This window comes from Glutamicibacter sp. (assembly GCF_035257265.1).
In the GTDB taxonomy this organism is placed as follows: Bacteria; Actinomycetota; Actinomycetes; order Actinomycetales; family Micrococcaceae; genus Glutamicibacter.
Map to the genome: position 1 here is coordinate 14,881 of NZ_DATEXC010000030.1, position 18,251 is coordinate 33,131.

General features: G+C 58.3%; 16 protein-coding genes. 9 read left to right on the forward strand and 7 right to left on the reverse strand.

Going from position 1 to position 18,251, the window contains the following annotated elements:
• Positions 1-97 precede the first annotated feature (97 nt).
• The gene (locus VJ369_RS07025; RefSeq protein WP_324091377.1) at positions 98-1,636 is read left to right on the forward strand and encodes a SulP family inorganic anion transporter; all 1,539 of its coding nucleotides are present in this window, start codon (positions 98-100) and stop codon (positions 1,634-1,636) included.
• Positions 1,637-1,701: 65 nt separating this feature from the next.
• Here VJ369_RS07025 and pstS read toward each other — a convergent pair whose 3' ends face one another.
• From pstS to arsB, 4 genes are all read right to left on the reverse strand, one after another.
• The gene (pstS, locus tag VJ369_RS07030; protein ID WP_324091378.1) at positions 1,702-2,850 is read right to left on the reverse strand and encodes a phosphate ABC transporter substrate-binding protein PstS; all 1,149 of its coding nucleotides are present in this window, start codon (positions 2,848-2,850) and stop codon (positions 1,702-1,704) included.
• Between the two features lie 95 nt (positions 2,851-2,945).
• Positions 2,946-4,358, reverse strand: coding sequence for an NAD(P)-binding domain-containing protein (locus VJ369_RS07035; protein WP_324091379.1), 1,413 nt, complete (start codon positions 4,356-4,358; stop codon positions 2,946-2,948).
• A 21-nt stretch (positions 4,359-4,379) separates the two neighbouring features.
• Entirely contained in the window at positions 4,380-4,793 is a 414-nt protein-coding gene (locus tag VJ369_RS07040; RefSeq protein ID WP_324091380.1) for an arsenate reductase ArsC, read from the reverse strand.
• 10 nt (positions 4,794-4,803) lie between these two features.
• Complete coding sequence (arsB, locus tag VJ369_RS07045) at positions 4,804-5,889, reverse strand: ACR3 family arsenite efflux transporter (protein WP_324091381.1); 1,086 nt, start codon at positions 5,887-5,889, stop codon at positions 4,804-4,806.
• Between the two features lie 109 nt (positions 5,890-5,998).
• Here arsB and VJ369_RS07050 point away from each other — a divergent pair, with 109 nt between their 5' ends.
• A complete protein-coding gene (locus VJ369_RS07050) occupies positions 5,999-6,370 on the forward strand; it encodes a metalloregulator ArsR/SmtB family transcription factor (protein WP_324091382.1) in 372 nt (123 codons plus the stop codon).
• 240 nt (positions 6,371-6,610) lie between these two features.
• Positions 6,611-8,152 carry an HNH endonuclease signature motif containing protein gene (locus VJ369_RS07055; protein WP_324091383.1) on the forward strand — a complete coding sequence of 514 codons (1,542 nt, stop codon included), beginning with the start codon at positions 6,611-6,613 and terminating at the stop codon, positions 8,150-8,152.
• 353 nt (positions 8,153-8,505) lie between these two features.
• Here VJ369_RS07055 and VJ369_RS07060 read toward each other — a convergent pair whose 3' ends face one another.
• Positions 8,506-9,423 (reverse strand): LysR family transcriptional regulator, encoded by a 918-nt coding sequence (locus tag VJ369_RS07060; protein ID WP_324091384.1) that lies wholly within the window; start codon positions 9,421-9,423, stop codon positions 8,506-8,508.
• A gap of 152 nt (positions 9,424-9,575) precedes the next feature.
• Here VJ369_RS07060 and mmsB point away from each other — a divergent pair, with 152 nt between their 5' ends.
• The 6 genes from mmsB (at position 9,576) to VJ369_RS07090 (ending at position 15,306) form a co-directional block, all read left to right on the forward strand.
• Positions 9,576-10,511, forward strand: a complete 936-nt coding sequence (gene mmsB, locus VJ369_RS07065; RefSeq protein WP_324091385.1) for a 3-hydroxyisobutyrate dehydrogenase — start codon at positions 9,576-9,578, stop codon at positions 10,509-10,511.
• Positions 10,512-10,515: 4 nt separating this feature from the next.
• A complete protein-coding gene (locus tag VJ369_RS07070) occupies positions 10,516-11,667 on the forward strand; it encodes an alcohol dehydrogenase catalytic domain-containing protein (RefSeq protein WP_324091386.1) in 1,152 nt (383 codons plus the stop codon).
• Positions 11,668-11,686: 19 nt separating this feature from the next.
• Positions 11,687-12,409 (forward strand): tyrosine-protein phosphatase, encoded by a 723-nt coding sequence (locus VJ369_RS07075; protein ID WP_324091387.1) that lies wholly within the window; start codon positions 11,687-11,689, stop codon positions 12,407-12,409.
• On the forward strand, positions 12,406-13,557 hold the full coding sequence (locus VJ369_RS07080; protein ID WP_324091388.1) for an ROK family transcriptional regulator: 1,152 nt from the start codon (positions 12,406-12,408) through the stop codon (positions 13,555-13,557). Before VJ369_RS07075 ends, VJ369_RS07080 begins: the two co-directional genes overlap by 4 nt.
• A 110-nt stretch (positions 13,558-13,667) precedes the next feature.
• Positions 13,668-14,483: a polyphosphate--glucose phosphotransferase gene (ppgK, locus tag VJ369_RS07085; RefSeq protein WP_324091389.1), complete on the forward strand. Its 816-nt coding sequence runs from the start codon at positions 13,668-13,670 to the stop codon at positions 14,481-14,483.
• 7 nt (positions 14,484-14,490) lie between these two features.
• A complete protein-coding gene (locus VJ369_RS07090; RefSeq protein ID WP_324091390.1) occupies positions 14,491-15,306 on the forward strand; it encodes an HAD family hydrolase in 816 nt (271 codons plus the stop codon).
• 3 nt (positions 15,307-15,309) lie between these two features.
• On the opposite strand, the gene VJ369_RS07095 is transcribed toward VJ369_RS07090, so the two are convergent.
• Together VJ369_RS07095 and VJ369_RS07100 are read right to left on the reverse strand one after the other, a co-directional pair.
• The gene (locus VJ369_RS07095; protein WP_324091391.1) at positions 15,310-16,506 is read right to left on the reverse strand and encodes a serine hydrolase; all 1,197 of its coding nucleotides are present in this window, start codon (positions 16,504-16,506) and stop codon (positions 15,310-15,312) included.
• 86 nt (positions 16,507-16,592) lie between these two features.
• A complete protein-coding gene (locus VJ369_RS07100; RefSeq protein ID WP_324091392.1) occupies positions 16,593-18,233 on the reverse strand; it encodes a biotin carboxylase in 1,641 nt (546 codons plus the stop codon).
• Positions 18,234-18,251: the final 18 nt, after the last annotated feature.

An 18,251-nucleotide genomic window follows, 5' to 3' on the forward strand; every position in this document is an offset into this window, starting at 1 on the left:
GCCCTACCGAAGAGGTAGCCCTTGACTCCTGCTGAGCGCAACGACGCGCTACCAAGAATTCTATGCAATCCCAAGGGCTTATGCCCTAAATCCATCAATGAATGGAGTCTCATTCGTGAGCACACAAGCACCCGCAGAACACCAAGCTCTCACACCCGTGGAGCGGCAATCGGTGCTACGCACCCTGAAGTCCCCGCGCCTACTTAAAACCGAAGTACTCGCCGGACTGGTCGTCGCGCTGGCTCTCATTCCAGAGGCCATCGCCTTCTCCATCATCGCCGGTGTTGACCCACGCATTGGTCTCTTTGCGTCCTTTACCATGGCGGTCTCAATCGCCTTCCTTGGCGGACGTCCCGCCATGATTTCCGCCGCTACCGGTGCCATCGCCCTAGTGATCGCACCGTTGGTGGAAAGCCACGGCATTGACTACTTCATTGCCGCAGTAATTATGGCCGGCATTTTCCAGGTTCTTCTTGCGGTCTTAGGAGTTGCCAAACTGATGCGGTTCATTCCGCGTCAGGTGATGGTTGGCTTCGTCAACGCGCTGGCGATCCTGATTTTCATGTCCCAGGTCCCAGAACTACTCGGTGCCCCTTGGCTGGTCTACCCACTGACCGCGTTGGGACTTTTGATCGTCTTCGGCCTACCGAAACTGACTACCGCGATCCCAGCTCCGCTGGTTGCCATCGTCGTCTTGACCCTCATTACCGTTTTTGCGTCCCTGGCTGTTCCCACGGTAGGGGACAAGGGAGAGCTACCTGAATCTCTGCCGGCGCTGTTTTTCCCGGATATTCCGTTGAGCCTTGAAACGCTGCAGATTCTTTTCCCCTACGCCCTAGCCATGGCCTTCGTGGGACTTCTTGAATCACTGATGACTGCCAAGCTGGTAGATGATGTCACCGACACGCACTCGAACAAGACCCGCGAATCTTGGGGTCAGGGTGCCGCAAATATTATTACCGGCTTCTTTGGCGGCATGGGTGGTTGCGCGATGATCGGGCAAACCATGATCAACGTGAAAGCTTCCGGCGCGCGTACACGAATTTCCACCTTCCTGGCCGGTGTCTTCCTGCTCATCTTGGTGGTCGTCTTAGGCGATATTGTTGCGCTGATCCCGATGGCCGCTCTGGTTGCTGTGATGATCTTTGTATCGATTGCAACCTTCGACTGGCACAGTATCAAGCCCTCCAGTCTGCGCGTGATGCCTAAGAGCGAAACCACCGTCATGCTGGTGACCGTGATCTTCACCGTTGCCAGCCACAACCTCGCAATCGGCGTCGGTGCCGGTGTACTGACCGCGATGGTGCTCTTCGCAAACCGTGTGGCACACTTCGTGACGGTGACCCGCACGGTGGAAAACCATTTTGATCAGGAAATTGCGAAGTATGTGGTTAACGGCGAGCTGTTCTTCGCTTCGTCCAATGACTTGTACACGCAGTTCAACTACGCTGAGGATCCTGAGAACGTCGTCATTGATATGCATCAATCACATCTGTGGGATGCCTCGACCATAGCGGCTTTAGATTCCATTACGGACAAGTACGAGAAGTATGGGAAAAACGTGGAAGTTTCAGGTCTGAACCTGGCCAGTACCAATATGCGTGAACGCATGCGTGGAAAGCTCAGCGGTCACTAAGCGAAATGGAATAAAAAGGTGGCGACGGAATCAAACCCGTCGCCACCTTTTGAATAAGAACTCTGCTAGTTTGCCCCGAGCACGTCAATCGAGTCGATCGCCGCGTTTGCATCCTTAGCCAAACTGTCTGGCATCGGTGCACTCTTTGCGGAATCAGCGGCGATCTTCTGGCCTTCATCGCTCACTACGTAGTGACCGAAGGTTTTGATCAGCTCAACGGTCTGCGGATCCTCGTATGAACTGCAGAACAGCAAGTAGGAGACCAGTACCAGCGGATATGCTCCGGGTGCGGTGGTCTTCCGGTCTAGTTCAAGGGCAATATCGTGGGTATCCCTGCCTTCGACGCGTTTAGATTCGGCTACTGCTAGGGCGGCTGCCTCTCCGCTAACCTCGACAAACTCGTCACCAACCTTGAGCTTCACCTTGCCCAAGGTCGCGTCAACGAGTGAATCGTCGGCGTAAGCGATGGTGCCTTCGGTACGCGCCACGGTGGTCACCACACCGGCGTTACCCTGCGCTTTTTCCAAGGAAATATCGTTAGGCCAGCTACCATCGGGCTCGTACTTCCAGACCTTCGGCGCGGCGCTATGCAGATATTCGGTGAAGTTTTCGGTGGTGCCCGAATCATCCGAGCGGGCCACTACCGTCATCGGGACATCGGGCAGTTCCACCTCTGGATTGAGCTTGGCGATCGCAGGATCTTGCCAAGAGCGGATGTCCCGATTGAAGATTCCGGCGATGGTGTCCGCGTCAAGGTTCAATTCACTGATGCCTGGCAGGTTGAACGTGATGGCGATAGGGGAAATGTAGGCGGGGATGTTGATGGCACCGCCGGGACCACACGTCTGTTGGGAGCGCTGGACTTCTTCGTCTTTGAGGTACGCATCTGAGCCAGCGAATTCTGTTGCCGAAGCCAGCAGGCCTTCGCGTCCGGCGCCGGAGCCAACCGAGGCATACTGCACCTGTACCTTGGGATGCAGGACAGAGAAACCGGTAGTCCACGCGTTCATGGCGGCATTTTGTGCGGTGGAGCCACCACCGGTCAAGGTGCCACGCAAGTCGGAGGTATTTGCCTTAGCGCCCTCCTTCTGCGCTTCACCGAGCGGATAATCGGAGCCACACCCGGTAAGTAACACCGTGACTCCAAGTCCGAGTGCCGCGATGGAACGAGGGGATCGAAGAGCAAAACGTCGAGGTGGATTAGCGGGGCGCATCAGGGCTCCTGAGGTACTGGGAGAGTCAGGGAGGGGGAGAAAAAGTTAGCAGTGGTGCCACGGCAGCTGCGAACAGCCACCGTGACACCGGAGGGTTATTTTTCTGCTAGTTCGACATTGCCATGCAAAGTGCCAGTTGCAAAACCGATGGCCAGTGGTTCCTTCGATCCACAGCAAGAATCGGCAGCAGGCGGTGCTTCACTGCCACAGGAATTTGCCGTCGCTGGTGCGTCACAGGAACCGCCCAAATCGGTAGAGCACACTCCAGTTTCCGGGAGGTCCAGCTCGACTCTGCTGGCAGCCTTGTGATCTCCGGACAGGTGAGCGGCGATGGAGCGAACCTGCTCATAACCGGTGGCCATGAGGAAGGTGGGGGCGCGTCCATAGCTTTTCATGCCAACGATGTAGAAGTTCTTCTCCGGGTGGGAAAGCTCCTTTTCACCGTGGGCACTGACGGTGCCGCAGCTGTGGAATTCTGGATCGATCAAAGGACCCAACGCGCGGGGTGCTTCAACGGTCTGGTCCAGATCCAAGCGCAGTTCGCAGAGCATGGCCAGATCGGGGCGGAATCCGGTAGCCGGGACGATGCGGTCCACTTCCAGCACCCGGCCGTCAGCCAGGTTCACGCGCAACTTCTCGCCGGCCGTCAGGGATCTGATGGACACGTTTTCCACCAAGCTGACGTGCCCGTTTTCTACCAGTCGGCGTAGCGAGGTGCCCAGCTGCCCGCGTGCGGGAAGCTGATCTGCTGCCCCGCCGCCGTAAAGTCGAATCGGGTGTGCCTGGCCGCGCAGGCCCCATAGCACCTTGGTGTTCGGATGCTCTTTCTGTAAGCGGCCCAGTGCGATGATGGTGTTCGCCGCCGAGTGGCCGGCGCCAAGTACCAGGAGGGTTTTGCCTGCAAAATCTTCGCTGTCTGCACCTAATGGATCCGGCAACGGGGAAGTGATGAAGCCTGCGGCGTGGGCTTCAGGCTCGCCAATTGCCTCGATACCGGAGCGTCCCACCGGATTTGGCTGGTTCCAAGTGCCGGTGGCATCAATGACCGCGCGTGCCTGGAGGTCCACGGTGCCCTGCGCTGTTTCGGTGCGGATCAAGAACAATGACTCATCGCGGTCTGCGGTGCGTGCCTTATCAATGCCTCGGCCGTCCTGATGCAGGCGGCTGATCTTGGTCACTCGATGACCGTAATTGATCTGTGAGGCCAATTTGGGGTGGTTTGCCAGAGGCTGGAGGTATTGCTCCAGCAATTCAGCTCCGGTAGGCAACTTGGTGTCCCGTGGGGCTACCCAGCCGCCGGTGTTTTCCAGCAAGCGCCGTGCGGCGGCATCGATGTTGAAGCGCCAGGGGGAGAACAACTTGATGTGCTTCCACTGTTCAATGGCGGCGCCAACGCTCGCCCCTGCTTCGAGAACTAGAACTTCTTGATTCTGTTCGATCAGGTGTGCGGCGGCTGCCAGACCGATTGGTCCGGCGCCAATGACAACTACGGGATGGTCCTGGGTCATTTTGGCTCCTAGCAGATGCAATTACGTGGTGGGCAGAAGCTCTGCGATGAGCGTTTCGATACGGGCACGGATCTCATCGCGGATCGGCCGAACAGCATCAACACCTTGGCCGGCCGGGTCATCCAGCTGCCAGTCTTCGTAACGTTTGCCGGGGAAGATTGGGCAAGTATCACCGCAACCCATGGTGATGACGACGTCTGAGTCTTTGACGGCCTCAGTGGTCAGGATCTTCGGGGTTTCGGCGGATATGTCGATGCCCAGCTCGTGCATGGCTTCAACCGCTGCCGGGTTGACCGTGTTGGCCGGGGCCGAGCCTGCTGAGCGGACCTCGATACGCCCTTCAGAGAGATAGGAGAGGAACGCTGCGGCCATCTGCGAACGGCCGGCATTGTGGACACAAACGAAGAGTACCGAAGGCTTTTCTACGTTGCTCATGAATGATCTCCTAGGAAGAAATAGTTGTCGAAGTGGTGGGGAAGAACTTTCGGGCCCACAAAGCTACGTAGACCAATGCAATGAGGATTGGTACCTCAATCAGCGGCCCGACCACGCCGGCGAGAGCCTGGCCACTGGTCGCTCCGAAGGCCGCGATAGCCACGGCGATGGCTAGTTCGAAGTTATTGCCAGCTGCAGTGAACGCCAGCGTGGTGGTACGTGGGTAACCGAGCTTCAAGGCGTGTCCGATAAGCATTCCGGCGAAGAAGACCACAACGAAGTAGATCAGTAGTGGAATCGCCATGCGCACTACGTCCAGTGGCTTGGAAATGATGTTGTCCCCTTGCAGCGCGAAGAGCAGCACGATGGTGAACAGCAACCCGTACAGTGCCCACGGTCCGATTTTCGGCAAGAATTTATTCTCATACCAGTGCCGTCCCTTGACCTTTTCGCCGAAGGTCCGTGTGAGGAATCCGGCGAGTAGCGGAATGCCAAGGAAGACTAGCACCGAGAGCGTGATCGCGGCGATGGAGAATTCTGCGCTGGTAGTTTCCAAACCGAGCCAGGATGGAAGCAGTTGCAGGTAGAACCAGCCCAGGGCGCCGAAGGCGAAAACCTGGAAGACGGAGTTGATAGCAACTAATACTGCAGCAGCTTCGCGGTCACCGCAGGCCAGATCGTTCCAGATGAAGACCATGGCGATACAGCGAGCAAGGCCTACGATGATCAGACCGGTGCGGTATTCGGGAAGGTCTGCGAGGAACACCCAGGCCAAGACGAACATGAAGGCCGGAGCCAGCACCCAGTTGATCACTAGCGAAGTGATCATAAGTTTCTTATCGGCTAAAACTCGGCTAGTTTCGTTGTATCGGACCTTGGCGAGGACCGGATACATCATCACTAGCAGGCCGATGGCAATCGGCACCGAAACTCCTGCGACGGTGAATCGATCTAAAAGCGCGCCTAGTTGCGGGAAGATACGTCCTAATCCCAAACCGACGCCCATTGCTAACAGGATCCACAACGCAAGATATCGGTCCAGGAAAGAAAGTTTTACCGACACGGGGGCCGTGTCAGGCGCGGTCGTAGGTGTCACGCAGGCATCGCTCCAAAAGTAGACATCGACGAACGTCGATGTCTCGAGTATCGTTGTCTATATCGACGTTTGTCAATCTCTGTAAAGCGTGTAGAAAAGGGCCGCCTAAATGAGCGCAACCACCACAGGTACTGCTGAGCTGGGTTTACAGGTGACCGATGAGGCGTGCTGTGTTCCAACTCCTGGCGAAAAGGTTCTGCAGCTTACGGAAGCCGAGCTTCTTGCCGCGCGCTTTAAGGCCCTGAGCGATCCCAACAGACTGCGTATTCTCTCCATCGTGTCGTCAAGTGAAGAGTTGGAAACCTGCGTCTGCGACTTATCTGAGCCGCTTGGGTTGAAGCAACCCACGGTCTCCCACCATTTGAAGATCCTGGTTGACGCGGGCATCCTGCATCGCGAAAAGCGTGGCGTGTGGGCATACTTTTCTGTAGTTCCCGGAGCCTTGGAATCCTTGGCCTCAAGTTTATTGCCCAAGAACTAAGCTACGACCCAATCTTTGGCGAGTGACGCGATTTTTCAGTCACTTGCGACGAGACATCATGAGAATGCTCAGGCCTGGCTTGCTTCACAGTCAATTATCTTCCAAAGCATGTAGCTAAGAACATTGTTCTCGTAGTGGCGCAAAAGAAGAGCAATCCGAGGGCGCAGAATTTCTCTTTTGAGTAGTCCACAACCCGTGGAAACCCCGCCAAAATGTCGGTGCTGCGCGGGAAAATAGACTATGAGCATCCAGCATGCATTCACCAATGACGACGACGAACACCGTCTACCGCTGAACCCGCCAGGAACCCGGAGCATCTCCCACCTCGACGGGCCATTAACTAGCGCGATTGAACACGACAACGAATTCGCTCAAGTCCTGGACCTCGCCTCCACCCTCTTCCACGGGCCCCCACGCAGCGACCCCAGCCAAGGACTCATCGAGCTGCAAGCCATCGCGTCCCTGCGCCGTGCCCTCGACGCAGCAGAAGCGATAATCCTCACCGACAGCATCGAGCTCGTCGCCCACGCAGCGGCCGAATACGCCGCCGACACCGCAAGCACCGCCGTCACAGGTGAAACTGAGCAGCAACGCAACCAACGCATCAGCGCCCACTACTACGGTGTGGACCCAGCCAGTGACCAGATCATCACCTCCAGCTTCGTGGCTGAAGCGGCCGTGGCCTTACGCGAGACCGTGGAAAAAACCCGGTCGAAACTGTTCACCGCCAAAGGGCTGCGCTACCTATGCCCCGACACGTTGAATGCCTTATCGCGCGGGGAGATCACCACTAAAGCCGCCCAGGAGATGGTCAAGCAAACCCAGGACCTGGCCCCCGAGGACATCCGCCGAATGGAGCACTCGCTGTTACCGGTGGCGAAAACCGCCAGCGATGCGAGTTTCAGCCAGCGCGCCCGGCGGTTGCACCGTAAATTGGATCCTGTCTCGGCTGCTGAACGCCACGAAACCGCCGCCGAGTCACGCTGCCTGACGCACTGGAATGAACCCGATGGCATGGCGGCGTTGAAACTCTACGCCCCGGCTGCCGATATTCACGCCATCGTCAACACGGTGAAGTCTTTCGCCAGGCAAGACGTAGATCCAGACGATTCCCGGACCCAAGCTCAGCGTGAGGCCGATATCCTGCGTGACGCCCTGCTTGACGGATGGCCTGCTGGTGGCGGAACCCCATTGAAGCCACGGGTAGTGGTGACAATCCCGGCGGTGGAAGCACTCGCTAATCCGAAACGCGGGTTGGCTGAACTTGAAGGGTACGGTCCGATTCCGCTCGGGGTGGCTTTAAATCTAGCCAAGGACGCACCGTCGATGCTGCGGGTGCTGACCGATCCGTGGACCGGGGCGGTCATCGATGTGGGCCGCAGGCAGTACCGTCCGGCAAAGGCGTTGAAGGACTTGCTGATGGTCCGTGATCAGTGCTGCCGGTTCCCCGGGTGCCGGCGTACCGCGCAGAGCTGCGAAGTTGACCATATTGATGATTTTGCCAAGGGCGGGCATACCAACCGGAGCAATTCGCAGTTGCTGTGCAAGCGGCATCAGATGTTCAAGCACGCGCTGGGCTGGAAGCCGGCCAGCCGCCCTGACGGGTCGGTGGGCTGGCGGACGCCGCATGGGCTGAATTATGTGTCGTTGCCCGGCAGTGTGGAGAATGTGGGGAGCTTTGAACACATCCATGACCGTACCCCGGTGTTGGAAGTGGGTCTGACTGATCAGGTGCGGCGGGTGCTGGGGTGGCCTGATCCGCCTGATCGGGTAGCCAGCTGAACGCTGGCTGCCCTAGATAATTTGTTGAGTGACTGAAATTTTCGTTCACTACCGCTGTATCACATCACCTATTGAGAGTTTCGTTCTCACCCCCTTTTTCGTTTCAGTGGTTTGTGTCCGCTGAACCGAGGTGGTGACTGGTTTCCTCTGGTGTTGTTCACTGACTCCCTAGATCTCCGGCGATTAGATGCACAGCACGAAACTAGGACATTGAGACTCACTGACTGAAAATTTCGGTCAACGCTACGTCTGCAGGGAGACAGATTTTCCCGCTGGAAGATCGGTCCGATGAAAGTTTCTAAGCCAGTAGCTCCGGCTGGCTGTTTGGCAGCGATGCTTCAAACCAATGAAAGCTATTGGTATGGAGAAAATGGTGGGATGAACCAATCACCATTCACCGCAGCATCGTTCAGTGCCCGCACGGTTTCTTGCACCGCCTTATTGCGTAGCGCTTCTTCTCGGCCAACCAACCAATATTCGGAGTGATAACTGAACTCGTCGTGAAGTACCGGAACCATGTTGGCGTAATGCTTGGACAAAAATACTGGCAGCAAACCGATCCCGGCATGATTCATGGTCGCCGCATATTGCACAGCAATGCTCGTTGAAGAGATTGCACGCCGCATGGGAGGCAACGCGCTGGTAGCCTCGTCGAGTTTGTCCACGGTGAGCGCGGTATCAATGTAGTAATTCAGACTGTGAGTCGACAGTTCAGATAGCTGCTTCGGGGTTCCATGAGCTTCAAGGTAATCAGCGGTGGCGTATAGCCGTAATTCGTAGTCCAGCAACTTGGTCGAGGCTGCTTTGCGCACGCTCGGTTCACCAATGACAATCTCCAAATCCATGCCGGTTCGGGTTTGCCTCGCACGGGTGGTTTCCGAAACGATCTCGAAGACCAACTGCGGGTGGCGTTGCTGGAGTTTAGCCAGGGTAGGAGCAGCCAAGTGGGCGCTGAAAGCATCCGGTGCAGCAATTCGCACGTGTCCACTGAGCGCATCTGGGTCTTCCTCGGTGCCGATGGCAGCCACGGCTTGTTCGATGGCTTCGGCGCTGGTCATTGCCCGCCGCCCCAGATCGGTCAGTTCCCATCCGTTGGGGGAGCGGGTGAGCAGGTGCCCGCCCATCGCCTTTTGCAACGCATCGATGCGACGGGAGATCGTCGAGTGATTCACCCCAAGGACGGTCGCTGCTGCGGTATACCGGCCAAGCCGCGCCACGGTCAGTAGTGCAATCAAGGATTCAAGGTGGCGGTAATCGATCTGGCGGTCCATGGCTCTTAGTCTGCCATGACCGGTGTGCGCTAGCGCACAATAGGCTTGCGTTATTGGCGTGCCTCCTCTCATTGAGACTTCGTTCTTATCCCGTTTACGCTGGCCTGACAAGGACATTAACCTAAGCACAAGAAAAGACGCGGGGTAGGGCGATGAGCACGTATGCATGGATTGGACTAGGGAATATGGGCGGGCCGATGACCGCGAACCTGGTAAACGCCGGGCATGCGGTGCGCGGTTATGACCTGAATCCGCAGGCCTGTGGCACCGCTGCCGAGGCTGGGGTGCAGATCAGCGACTCCATCGCGGAGGCGATGGAAGGGGCAGATGCGGTATTCACGATGTTGCCCAAGGGCGAGCACGTACGTTCGGTTTATGAAGCGGAAGGTGGCGTATGGGCCAACGCGACCCCGCAGATGCTGCTACTGGATTCATCTACCGTTGACATCGAATCTTCGCGAGCGCTGCATGACGAGGCGACCGCGCGCGGGCTCAGTTTTGTCGATGCCCCGGTCTCCGGGGGAATTTCCGGGGCTGCTGCCGGCACGCTCGCCTTCATGCTTGGCGGAGCACCGGAACTCATGGAGCGCGCGCAAGAACTGATCTCACCAATGTCAGGAAAAATCATAGTTGCAGGTGGTCCCACCAGCGGTATCGCAGCAAAAATATGCAATAACATGATGCTGTTCATCGACCTGATGGCCAGCGCCGAAGGATCTCAGCTAGCTGAAAAGCTCGGGTTGGATCCGAAGGTGTTCTGGGAGATCGCCTCGGTCTCTTCCGGGCGTTCCTGGGCTCAGCAGACCTGGTATCCGGTACCAGATGTTATTGATACGGCCGCGGCAAACAACAACTTTGAAGCAACCTTCCGGGTAGACCTGGCACGCAAAGATGTGGGACTTGCGCTTGATGCGGGTGCGATGACCGGGCTGGATCTGCCGGCCGCGGCTCTTGCCCGTGAACACTTCGACCGGCTCATTGGTGAAGGATTGGGCGACAAAGACTGCTCGTTGATCGTGAAGAACCTGGCGCCCGATGGCAAGGTGCGCGGTTACACCCCGATGACTGCTGTTCCGGCTGGAAAATAAATCCATGCGCACCATTACCGCTGCGGTCCTGCACTCCACCGGGGCAATGCGCCCCTACGCCCAGAGTAAGCCGCTGGTGATCAGCGAAATACAGTTGGCTGATCCGGGGCCTGGAGAAGTACTGGTGCGCATCGAGGCCGCAGGCCTGTGCCATTCGGATCTTTCGGTTATCGAAGGCAACCGGCCGCGTCCGTTGCCCATGGTGCTCGGACATGAAGCCTGCGGCATCATCGAGATGCTCGGCGAGGGAGTCACCGATCTGCATCTGGGCCAACGCGTGGTGAGCGTATTTCTGCCGCGCTGCGAAAAATGCGCCGCCTGCGCCACCGGTGGCAAACTGCCATGCACCGCGGGAAGTGCGAGCAATGCAGCAGGAGAATTGCTCACCGGAACCAGACGTCTGTCCAGTGTTGGGCAACCGGTCAACCACCATTTAGGCGTCTCTGCATTTGCTAGTCATGCGGTACTTGACCGGCGTTCGGTGGTCCCGGTGGGTCAGGACGTGCCGGCCGAAGTGGCCGCGGTCTTAGGCTGCGCGGTGCTCACCGGAGGTGGCGCACTATTAAATGCGGGCAAACCGGAACTCGGTCAAACGCTGATGGTGATTGGCTTGGGAGGGGTCGGGATGGCCGCTTTGCTGGTGGCCATCGCGCAGAGTGCAAAGTGGCCGGAGCCGGCTCGGCTGATTGCCGTGGACATGAACCCCGGCAAGTTAAACAGCGCGTTGGAGTTTGGTGCCAGCGAGGCTTATACCCCGCAGCAGCTAGCGACCGCGGAAATTACCGCCGACGTGGTCATCGAAGCGGCCGGGCACCCGCGGGCCTTTGAAACCGCGGTGCGGGCTACGGCGCCCGGAGGAACCACTGTCACCGTGGGGCTTCCTCCACCTGGGGCGTTGGCTGAAATCGAACCGCTGGCCCTGACTAGTTCGGCGCGTACCATCATCGGCTCATATCTAGGCTCGGCAATCCCTGCCCGGGACATTCCCTACTATGAAAGTCTCTGGCGCAGCGGCTTGCTCCCGGTGGAAAAACTATTGTGCGGAAATAAAGAGTTGAGCGAAATCAATGAGGCTTTTGACCAACTTGCCGACGGCAGTACCATCCGCCAGCTGATCACCTTTCCCTCGCCGAGCAGGCTGGCTGTCAGGCCGTGATAGTTTAGCGATTATGTCCGTGAAGAATTACCCCTCCAGCCTGCCGAACCTGCGTGAGGCCGGCGGGCTGCCAGCGGCCGGGGGAAGAATCCGTTCGGGTTTGCTCTACCGCAGCGCCGTGCCGCACACTATTGATGAACCACTGACCGGGTGGTTGGGTACCGAAAATATTACTCAAATTTTTGATCTGCGTTCCACCGTGGAGACCAGCCGGCTAGCGGGCTTCCCCGAAACCTTGCAAACGATCACACGCACCAGATTGCCCTTGCTCGAAGGCGCGCTAGCGGTACCGAGCACCATGCCGTCATTAGATGAGCTCTACCTTCCCCTGGTGGCAAACCATGGGGATGTGTGGGCCAAAATCGCCGGTGCCGTCGCCCGATCGAACGAAGCCACGCTAGTGCATTGCACCGCGGGCAAGGATCGCACCGGGGTGGCGATCGCCGTGCTGCTCTTGGCAGTCGGCGCCGATCGTGATGCAGTGCTGGCCGATTACACCGCGTCTACCGCCGCACTGTCCGGTCCTTGGCTTGAATCAATGCGTGCGATGCTCGCTGCCCACGACATTACGATGACAGAGAAAATGCAAAACCTGATGGTTGGTACCAGCATCGCCGGGTTGGAGCGCGCCCTGGATCTAGCCATTACCGGGCACGGTTCAATCGCCGATTATCTGCTGGCTCACGGATTAACCGCTAAGCAATTTGAAGCCTTGGGACGGCGGTTGGTGAGCGGCTCATGAATCTGCCTGCGTCACCTGCGGGGCCCAAGGCCCTAGCGACGTTGACCGACCGGCAGATCTTTGACTATCTATGCTTAAATCAACCGGCCACCCGCACCCAGATCTCCACCGCGTTGGGGTTGTCTAAACCCACCGCCTCGCAGGGTATTTCACGTCTCCAGGAAAATCGGCTGGTTAGCCCAGTTGAGGTATTGCCGGGTGCCGACGCTGCGGTGCGCCGTGGCCGTGCTCCGGAAAGCTACGGGATCAATCAGGGCTACGGGCACCTGCTCGGGTTGAGTTTGGAAGCCGGTACGCTGCTCGGGCGCACCACCGACCTTGCCGGGTGCATCGTCGTGCAGGGGCATCGGGTGGTACCTGCCGAGGCGAGCGCCGCTCAGGTGCAACAACTGGCAGGGAGCATGGTTGAAGAGCTCACTGCCGCCAGCTCAGGGCGCACGCTTGGCGCGGCGCTGTCGCAAAGTTCACCGGTGCTCCGTGTCGGGGTGGACGCCACCGCGCTGCCTACACCGGTCTACCCAGGCTCTTCGGCCTCGCTGGTGCCGGTGGTTCAAGAGTTGACCGGCGCACCAGCGGTGCTGGATAACGATGTGAACTGGATGGCTGTGGCGCAGGCTCGGCACGATCAACCGGCGGCTGCCTCATCGATGATGCTGCTCTATGTGGGTCCGGGGATAGGCACCGCGCTGGTGATCGATGGCACGGTGCATCGCGGGGCCAGCGGCACCGCCGGCGAGCTCAATGGCTTGCGGCTGGCGCACCAGACTTTTCTGCAGCGGCTTGCAGCAGCCGGCCTCACCGAGGAGGGCAGTTCGAAGGTGGACTGCACGCGATTGGCCAAACTGCTGGCCGCTGGCGGACCTGTTGATCCGTTGGTAGATAGCTTTACGCTGGTCTTAGCCGAGGTGCTGGGCAATCTACTGGCATTTTTTGATCCACAGCGTTTGGTGCTGTGCGGACCGCTGGCGCATTTCGAGGCTTTTACGAACAGCCTTAATCAGGCGCTGGCTAGTAGGATGGGATCCAGCAGTAGCGTTGTTGAAGTCAGCGAGTTAGGCGAGGACGCGGCTTTGCGCGGTGCCTTATTTGGGGCGCGTGCGCAGTATCTGTCGCGGCTGTGGTCCAACTACCGCATCGAAGAGGCGTAGGCGTTGACGGTATACGCCAGCAGTAGCTATTGTAAAGAGTCCTTATAATAGTTTTTGGTTTGTTCATTTGAGTTGCTCAACTACATGAACCACACGCAGGGGAGTAACCGATGTCAGCAAAACATTCGGCGTCAGCCGGAACACCGGCGCAGTTTGCGGCCATCGGACTGGACCTGGGTGGTTCGTCGATCAAATACGGGCTGGTTGATACCTCCGGTGAGCTGGTGCAGAGCACCTTTGGGCAAGCGACCACCCCGGAAGGTGCACATCCCGATGCCGTGGCCGAAGTTATGGCGCAGATCCTGCGCGACTTGGCCGAGCTCACCGGCGAAGACCTCGCCGGGCTGCCTGCCGGAATTACCGTTCCGGGGATAGTCATCGACGGAGTAGTGCATTCGGCGGCTAATATCGACGAAGCCTGGATCGGCTTGGACGCCGCGGCGCTGCTGAGCAAAACACTGGATCGCCAGGTAGCGATCCTCAACGATGCCGATGCCGCAGGCATGGCCGAGGTCTATGCGGGAGCCGGAGCCAGAAATGGTGAACCAATTCTGGGCAGCACCATGCTGCTCACCTTGGGTACCGGCATCGGCTCGGCTTTCTTCCGCGACGGGGTACTTTTCCCCAACATTGAGTTCGGGCATCTGGAAATTGACGGGTTCAACGCCGAAAGCAAGGCCGCTGCCCGGGTCATGCGTGAAGAAAACCTCAGCTGGGAGCAGTACATCACCCGGTTGCAGCGCTACCTGTCGCAGGTCGAATTTTTGTGCAGCCCAGACTTGATCATCATCGGCGGGGCCATCTCCGAGGACCATGAGAAGTTCTTGCCGAAGTTGAACCTGCGGGCCAAACTGGTGCCCGCCAAATACCACAATGCCGCCGGAGTGCTTGGCGCCGCACACCGCGCCATGCACCTAAGCACCTAGGATTTAAATGCACACGATCAACCCGAACGCTGAAATCAAACTCGTCGCCGTGGACATGGACGGCACCTTCTTGGACGGGGAAGGCCAAATCCCGGAGGCCGCTTGGGCGGTCATTGAGGGGCTTCAGGCCAAGGGGATCAGCTTTGTTCCGGCCTCTGGACGGCAGTTCGCTACCCTGCGTGAGCAGTTTGCAGCCCTCGGCGAGATCGCGATCATCGCCGAAAACGGCACCGTGGTGATGCACGGCGAGCAGGAAATCTATTCCAACATCATCGACGCGCAAGCGGTCACCTCGGTGATTGCAGCGACCCGCGCGCAGCGGGCGCTGGATGCCGGGCTGGTGCTCTGCGGCCGGCGTACCGCCTACGTGGAACGCGACGACGAGGTCTTCCTTGCAGCCATCGCCCCGTACTACCGCGCGGTGCAAGTTGTCGCGGACCTGGACCTGGTCGAGGATGAAATCATCAAAATGGCGGTCAACGTCGCAACCGGCCAAGTGCAGGCGATGGCCACTGCCCTGGATGTCCCCTTGCAGGTGGTAGTTTCTGGAAGCCACTGGGTGGACGCGATGAACCACGGAGTGCACAAGGGGCTGGCGCTGAAGGCACTGCAGGACAAACTCGGTGTCACCGAAGATGAAACCGCGGTCTTCGGGGACTATCCCAATGATTTGGAAATGATCAAGGGTGCTACCTATTCCTTCGCCATGGCCAACGCGCACCCGGTGGTTGCGGCTGCGGCGAACTTCACCGCGCCGGCAAACACCGAGCATGGGGTGCTGCAGGTCTTGCGGGCCTACCTGGAAGGGCGCAACGAGCTCTAGGAGTTAGATGCCGTCTTGCTGCGCTAAATGGTTGGCGATGGCGTCGAAGGCGCGAATCGTAGGAAATAGCTTGGAAGCATCCTGCGGATATGGCCAGCTGGAGAGCTTCACGCCAATCATCTTGGTGGCCGGGTTCATGTAAATCATCTGCCCGTGGATGCCAAGGGCCAGTGCGACATTTGAATTCGGGTAAGGGAACCAGATCTGGTTGCGGTAGCGTCCGCCGGGCATCATATTATCGCCTGGGGAGTCCGCAAAGGCTTTGAGCTGATCCTCGGTGCTGTCAAATGTATCGGTGATCCAGGATGGGTCAAAGACCCGCTGTCCACTGAGCGAGACCCCGTCGTTGATGTAGAGGTGGCCAAAGCGGGCGAGGTCGCGCAGGGTTGCATTAAAGCCGCCGTCGAACATGCCGGTTCCGAACTGGTCGGTACCCATCACCAGGTCCTGCTGCGCACCGATCTTGGCCCAGACATATTCGGAGATTAGCTGGTGCATGCGCGCCCCACCGGCAGCCTCCAGCACCCAGCCGAGCACGTCGGTCTCGCAGGACCGGTATTCAAAGGCACCACCATGGGAGGTTTTAGCCTTCAGCGTCAGCAGGTAGTCATACATGCCGATGGGTCCAATGGCGCCGCTGGGCGGCGTCCAGCCAATGGCTTCCTCCAGCATGCGTACCTCGGCCTCGGGATCCAGGTACTCCTCGGAGAACTGGATTCCCGAACGCATATCCAGCAGGTGGCGTACTGTTGCCCCGGCGTAGCCGGAGCGTTCAAGCGCTGGCACGTAGTCGGTGACCAGCTTGTCCACGTCGAGCTTTTCCGCACTCACCAGCGCTGCTGCCACCGTGCCGACGACTGTCTTACTCATCGACATCAGCAGGTGGTCGGTCAGCGAGGTCATGGTGTTGTAGTACTTCTCCACCATCACCTTGCCCTTGCGCATGATCAGCAAACCGTCGGTGTTCGTCGAGTTGATCACTCCGCGCACGGTCAACGAGGGATCCGTGGCGCTGCCTTTAGCGACCTCGAGATCGCCAATCTCCATTTCGGTGAACGGCAGCTTGGTGATCGATTCGTCGCCGCGTGAGACCTTGGTGGTCGGCAGGAACTCGGCGATATTCTGGAAGGATACCTGGATGTTTTCCGGGTACTGCCAGTTAGCGATCGTTAACTCGGGTACCGTGAGGCCGCTGGACATCTAGTGGTCGCTCTTCTCTTAGAAACGCTGTGTGCTCTATCTTTTGGAGCCTACCACCAGCACTTGAACGGGACTGACAAACTAACCTACTGCGCGGTAGCCGGTGGAACGTCGATGCCTTTGTACTGTGCACGGATCGAAGAGATGAAATGCTTCGCGTCAATGGTCAGCTTGGTCTTCTTCTTGCCCTCGTACTGCAGCTTCGACTTGGTTACAAGTACGCCCAAGTCAGCACCCTTCCAACGGTAGTCTTCAACACCATAGATGCGCAGGAAGAACGCTTCCTTATGGTTCTGCAGCTGGTGCCAGTCCAGTGCGCTGCGCGAGAACTGCAACTTGCCCTTTGAGTCCAGGAAGTACTTGCCGGTGCGCGGCGCGTGGGTGATGTACTGCACGATGTCATCAGTTTCCTTGATGATCATATGGCTCCACACATCGGCCCCGGACAGCTCCTCCCAGCGCGCATTAATCTCATCCACGTCCAGCTCGAATTCCACATCCAGGTACTCCAGCAGGTGGAAGAGGAAAAGCGGAACGTCCGCGTAGGCTCCGGCGGTCACATTCGTGATCGCGCTGGCCCCGGAGATGCGTGGGTTCAATTCGCCCAGGTACACCTCGTCGGTATCGGTGTCTACCAGTACGTCGACCTCGAAGAAGCCGCGGTAGCCGGTGGACTTCAGCCCCGCACCCACCTTGCGGACCAGTTCAATAGCGCGCGCACGCTGGCCGTCGGTGACCACATCCGGGTGCATCTCGTTACCGCACCAACCACCCTTGTAGGGAGTCAGTTCCTTGTAGCCGGCCAGTTCGGTAAGGATTGGTCCGACCACGGTGCCGCAACGGGTAAGTACCGCTTCTACGGCCACGGGCTGATTGTTAATCCGCTTCATCACCTTGAGCTGTTCGCCGATGATGTCCTTGGAATGTTCGTTCCAGTCTGCTTCGTTCGTGATGAAGAAGGTGGTTTTACCCGAATCTCCATATGGGGTCTGCACTACCAGGTCGTCACCGAGCTTCGCGTCACGCGAAAGCTTCTGCAGCGCGGAGTAAGTATCGGCGGTGCCCAAGACGTTCGGGACCGAGTGGGCGCCGGCGGCATTGCCCAGTTCGGTGGTGACAATCTTCGAATCCAAATGGTTGCGCAGTTCCGCCGAAGGCAGGATCAGGTCATAGCCCAGTTCTTCACAGATTGCCTCGGTTTCCTCATCGAAGAACACCATTGCGATCTTCGGACGAGGCCCGCCCGGAGCGGTATGCGTGTCGATGTACTCGCGTACCTCGGGATTTTCCAGCAACCAGTTGTTGATTTCTTCGGCGCTCTGGAAATCAATTTGCGGCTTCTCGCTCGGGGTGAATACCCGCGGGTGGTGGCCATCCCAGCCGTCGTAGTAGCTGATGTAGCTGAATTTGCGCACCCACCGATCAAGACCCAAAAGATTCACCGGGGTGGCGCCGACGAAGTAAATCGGGGTGGAATTGGTGCGGAAGAAGTGGCGCACCTCGCTCATATTCTTCAGCTTGCGACCAAAGTTCACCACACGTGGAATCTCGAGGTCGGGATCAACATCGTTATACGCGGCATCAACCGCAACGTTGGCGGTCATATCATCGAGCACAGTTTCCTGCGCTTGTGCGGCATCTGCCTGCTTACGTAATTTGGCTAGATCGCTGGGTTTAGGCATCTGCGGTCGTGCAGCGCCTTCGCTCGCCTCAAGAAAATTTGCCATGGTGTCGTTCCTTCAAAC

Coding starts and splice junctions, on each gene's coding strand:
- VJ369_RS07025 (WP_324091377.1), top strand. CDS start 98: ATGAATGGAGTCTCATTCGTGAGCACACAAGCACCCGCAGAACACCAA.
- pstS (WP_324091378.1), bottom strand. CDS start 2,850: ATGCGCCCCGCTAATCCACCTCGACGTTTTGCTCTTCGATCCCCTCGT.
- VJ369_RS07035 (WP_324091379.1), bottom strand. CDS start 4,358: ATGACCCAGGACCATCCCGTAGTTGTCATTGGCGCCGGACCAATCGGT.
- VJ369_RS07040 (WP_324091380.1), bottom strand. CDS start 4,793: ATGAGCAACGTAGAAAAGCCTTCGGTACTCTTCGTTTGTGTCCACAAT.
- VJ369_RS07050 (WP_324091382.1), top strand. CDS start 5,999: ATGAGCGCAACCACCACAGGTACTGCTGAGCTGGGTTTACAGGTGACC.
- VJ369_RS07055 (WP_324091383.1), top strand. CDS start 6,611: ATGAGCATCCAGCATGCATTCACCAATGACGACGACGAACACCGTCTA.
- VJ369_RS07060 (WP_324091384.1), bottom strand. CDS start 9,423: ATGGACCGCCAGATCGATTACCGCCACCTTGAATCCTTGATTGCACTA.
- mmsB (WP_324091385.1), top strand. CDS start 9,576: ATGAGCACGTATGCATGGATTGGACTAGGGAATATGGGCGGGCCGATG.
- VJ369_RS07070 (WP_324091386.1), top strand. CDS start 10,516: ATGCGCACCATTACCGCTGCGGTCCTGCACTCCACCGGGGCAATGCGC.
- VJ369_RS07080 (WP_324091388.1), top strand. CDS start 12,406: ATGAATCTGCCTGCGTCACCTGCGGGGCCCAAGGCCCTAGCGACGTTG.
- ppgK (WP_324091389.1), top strand. CDS start 13,668: ATGTCAGCAAAACATTCGGCGTCAGCCGGAACACCGGCGCAGTTTGCG.
- VJ369_RS07090 (WP_324091390.1), top strand. CDS start 14,491: ATGCACACGATCAACCCGAACGCTGAAATCAAACTCGTCGCCGTGGAC.
- VJ369_RS07095 (WP_324091391.1), bottom strand. CDS start 16,506: ATGTCCAGCGGCCTCACGGTACCCGAGTTAACGATCGCTAACTGGCAG.
- VJ369_RS07100 (WP_324091392.1), bottom strand. CDS start 18,233: ATGGCAAATTTTCTTGAGGCGAGCGAAGGCGCTGCACGACCGCAGATG.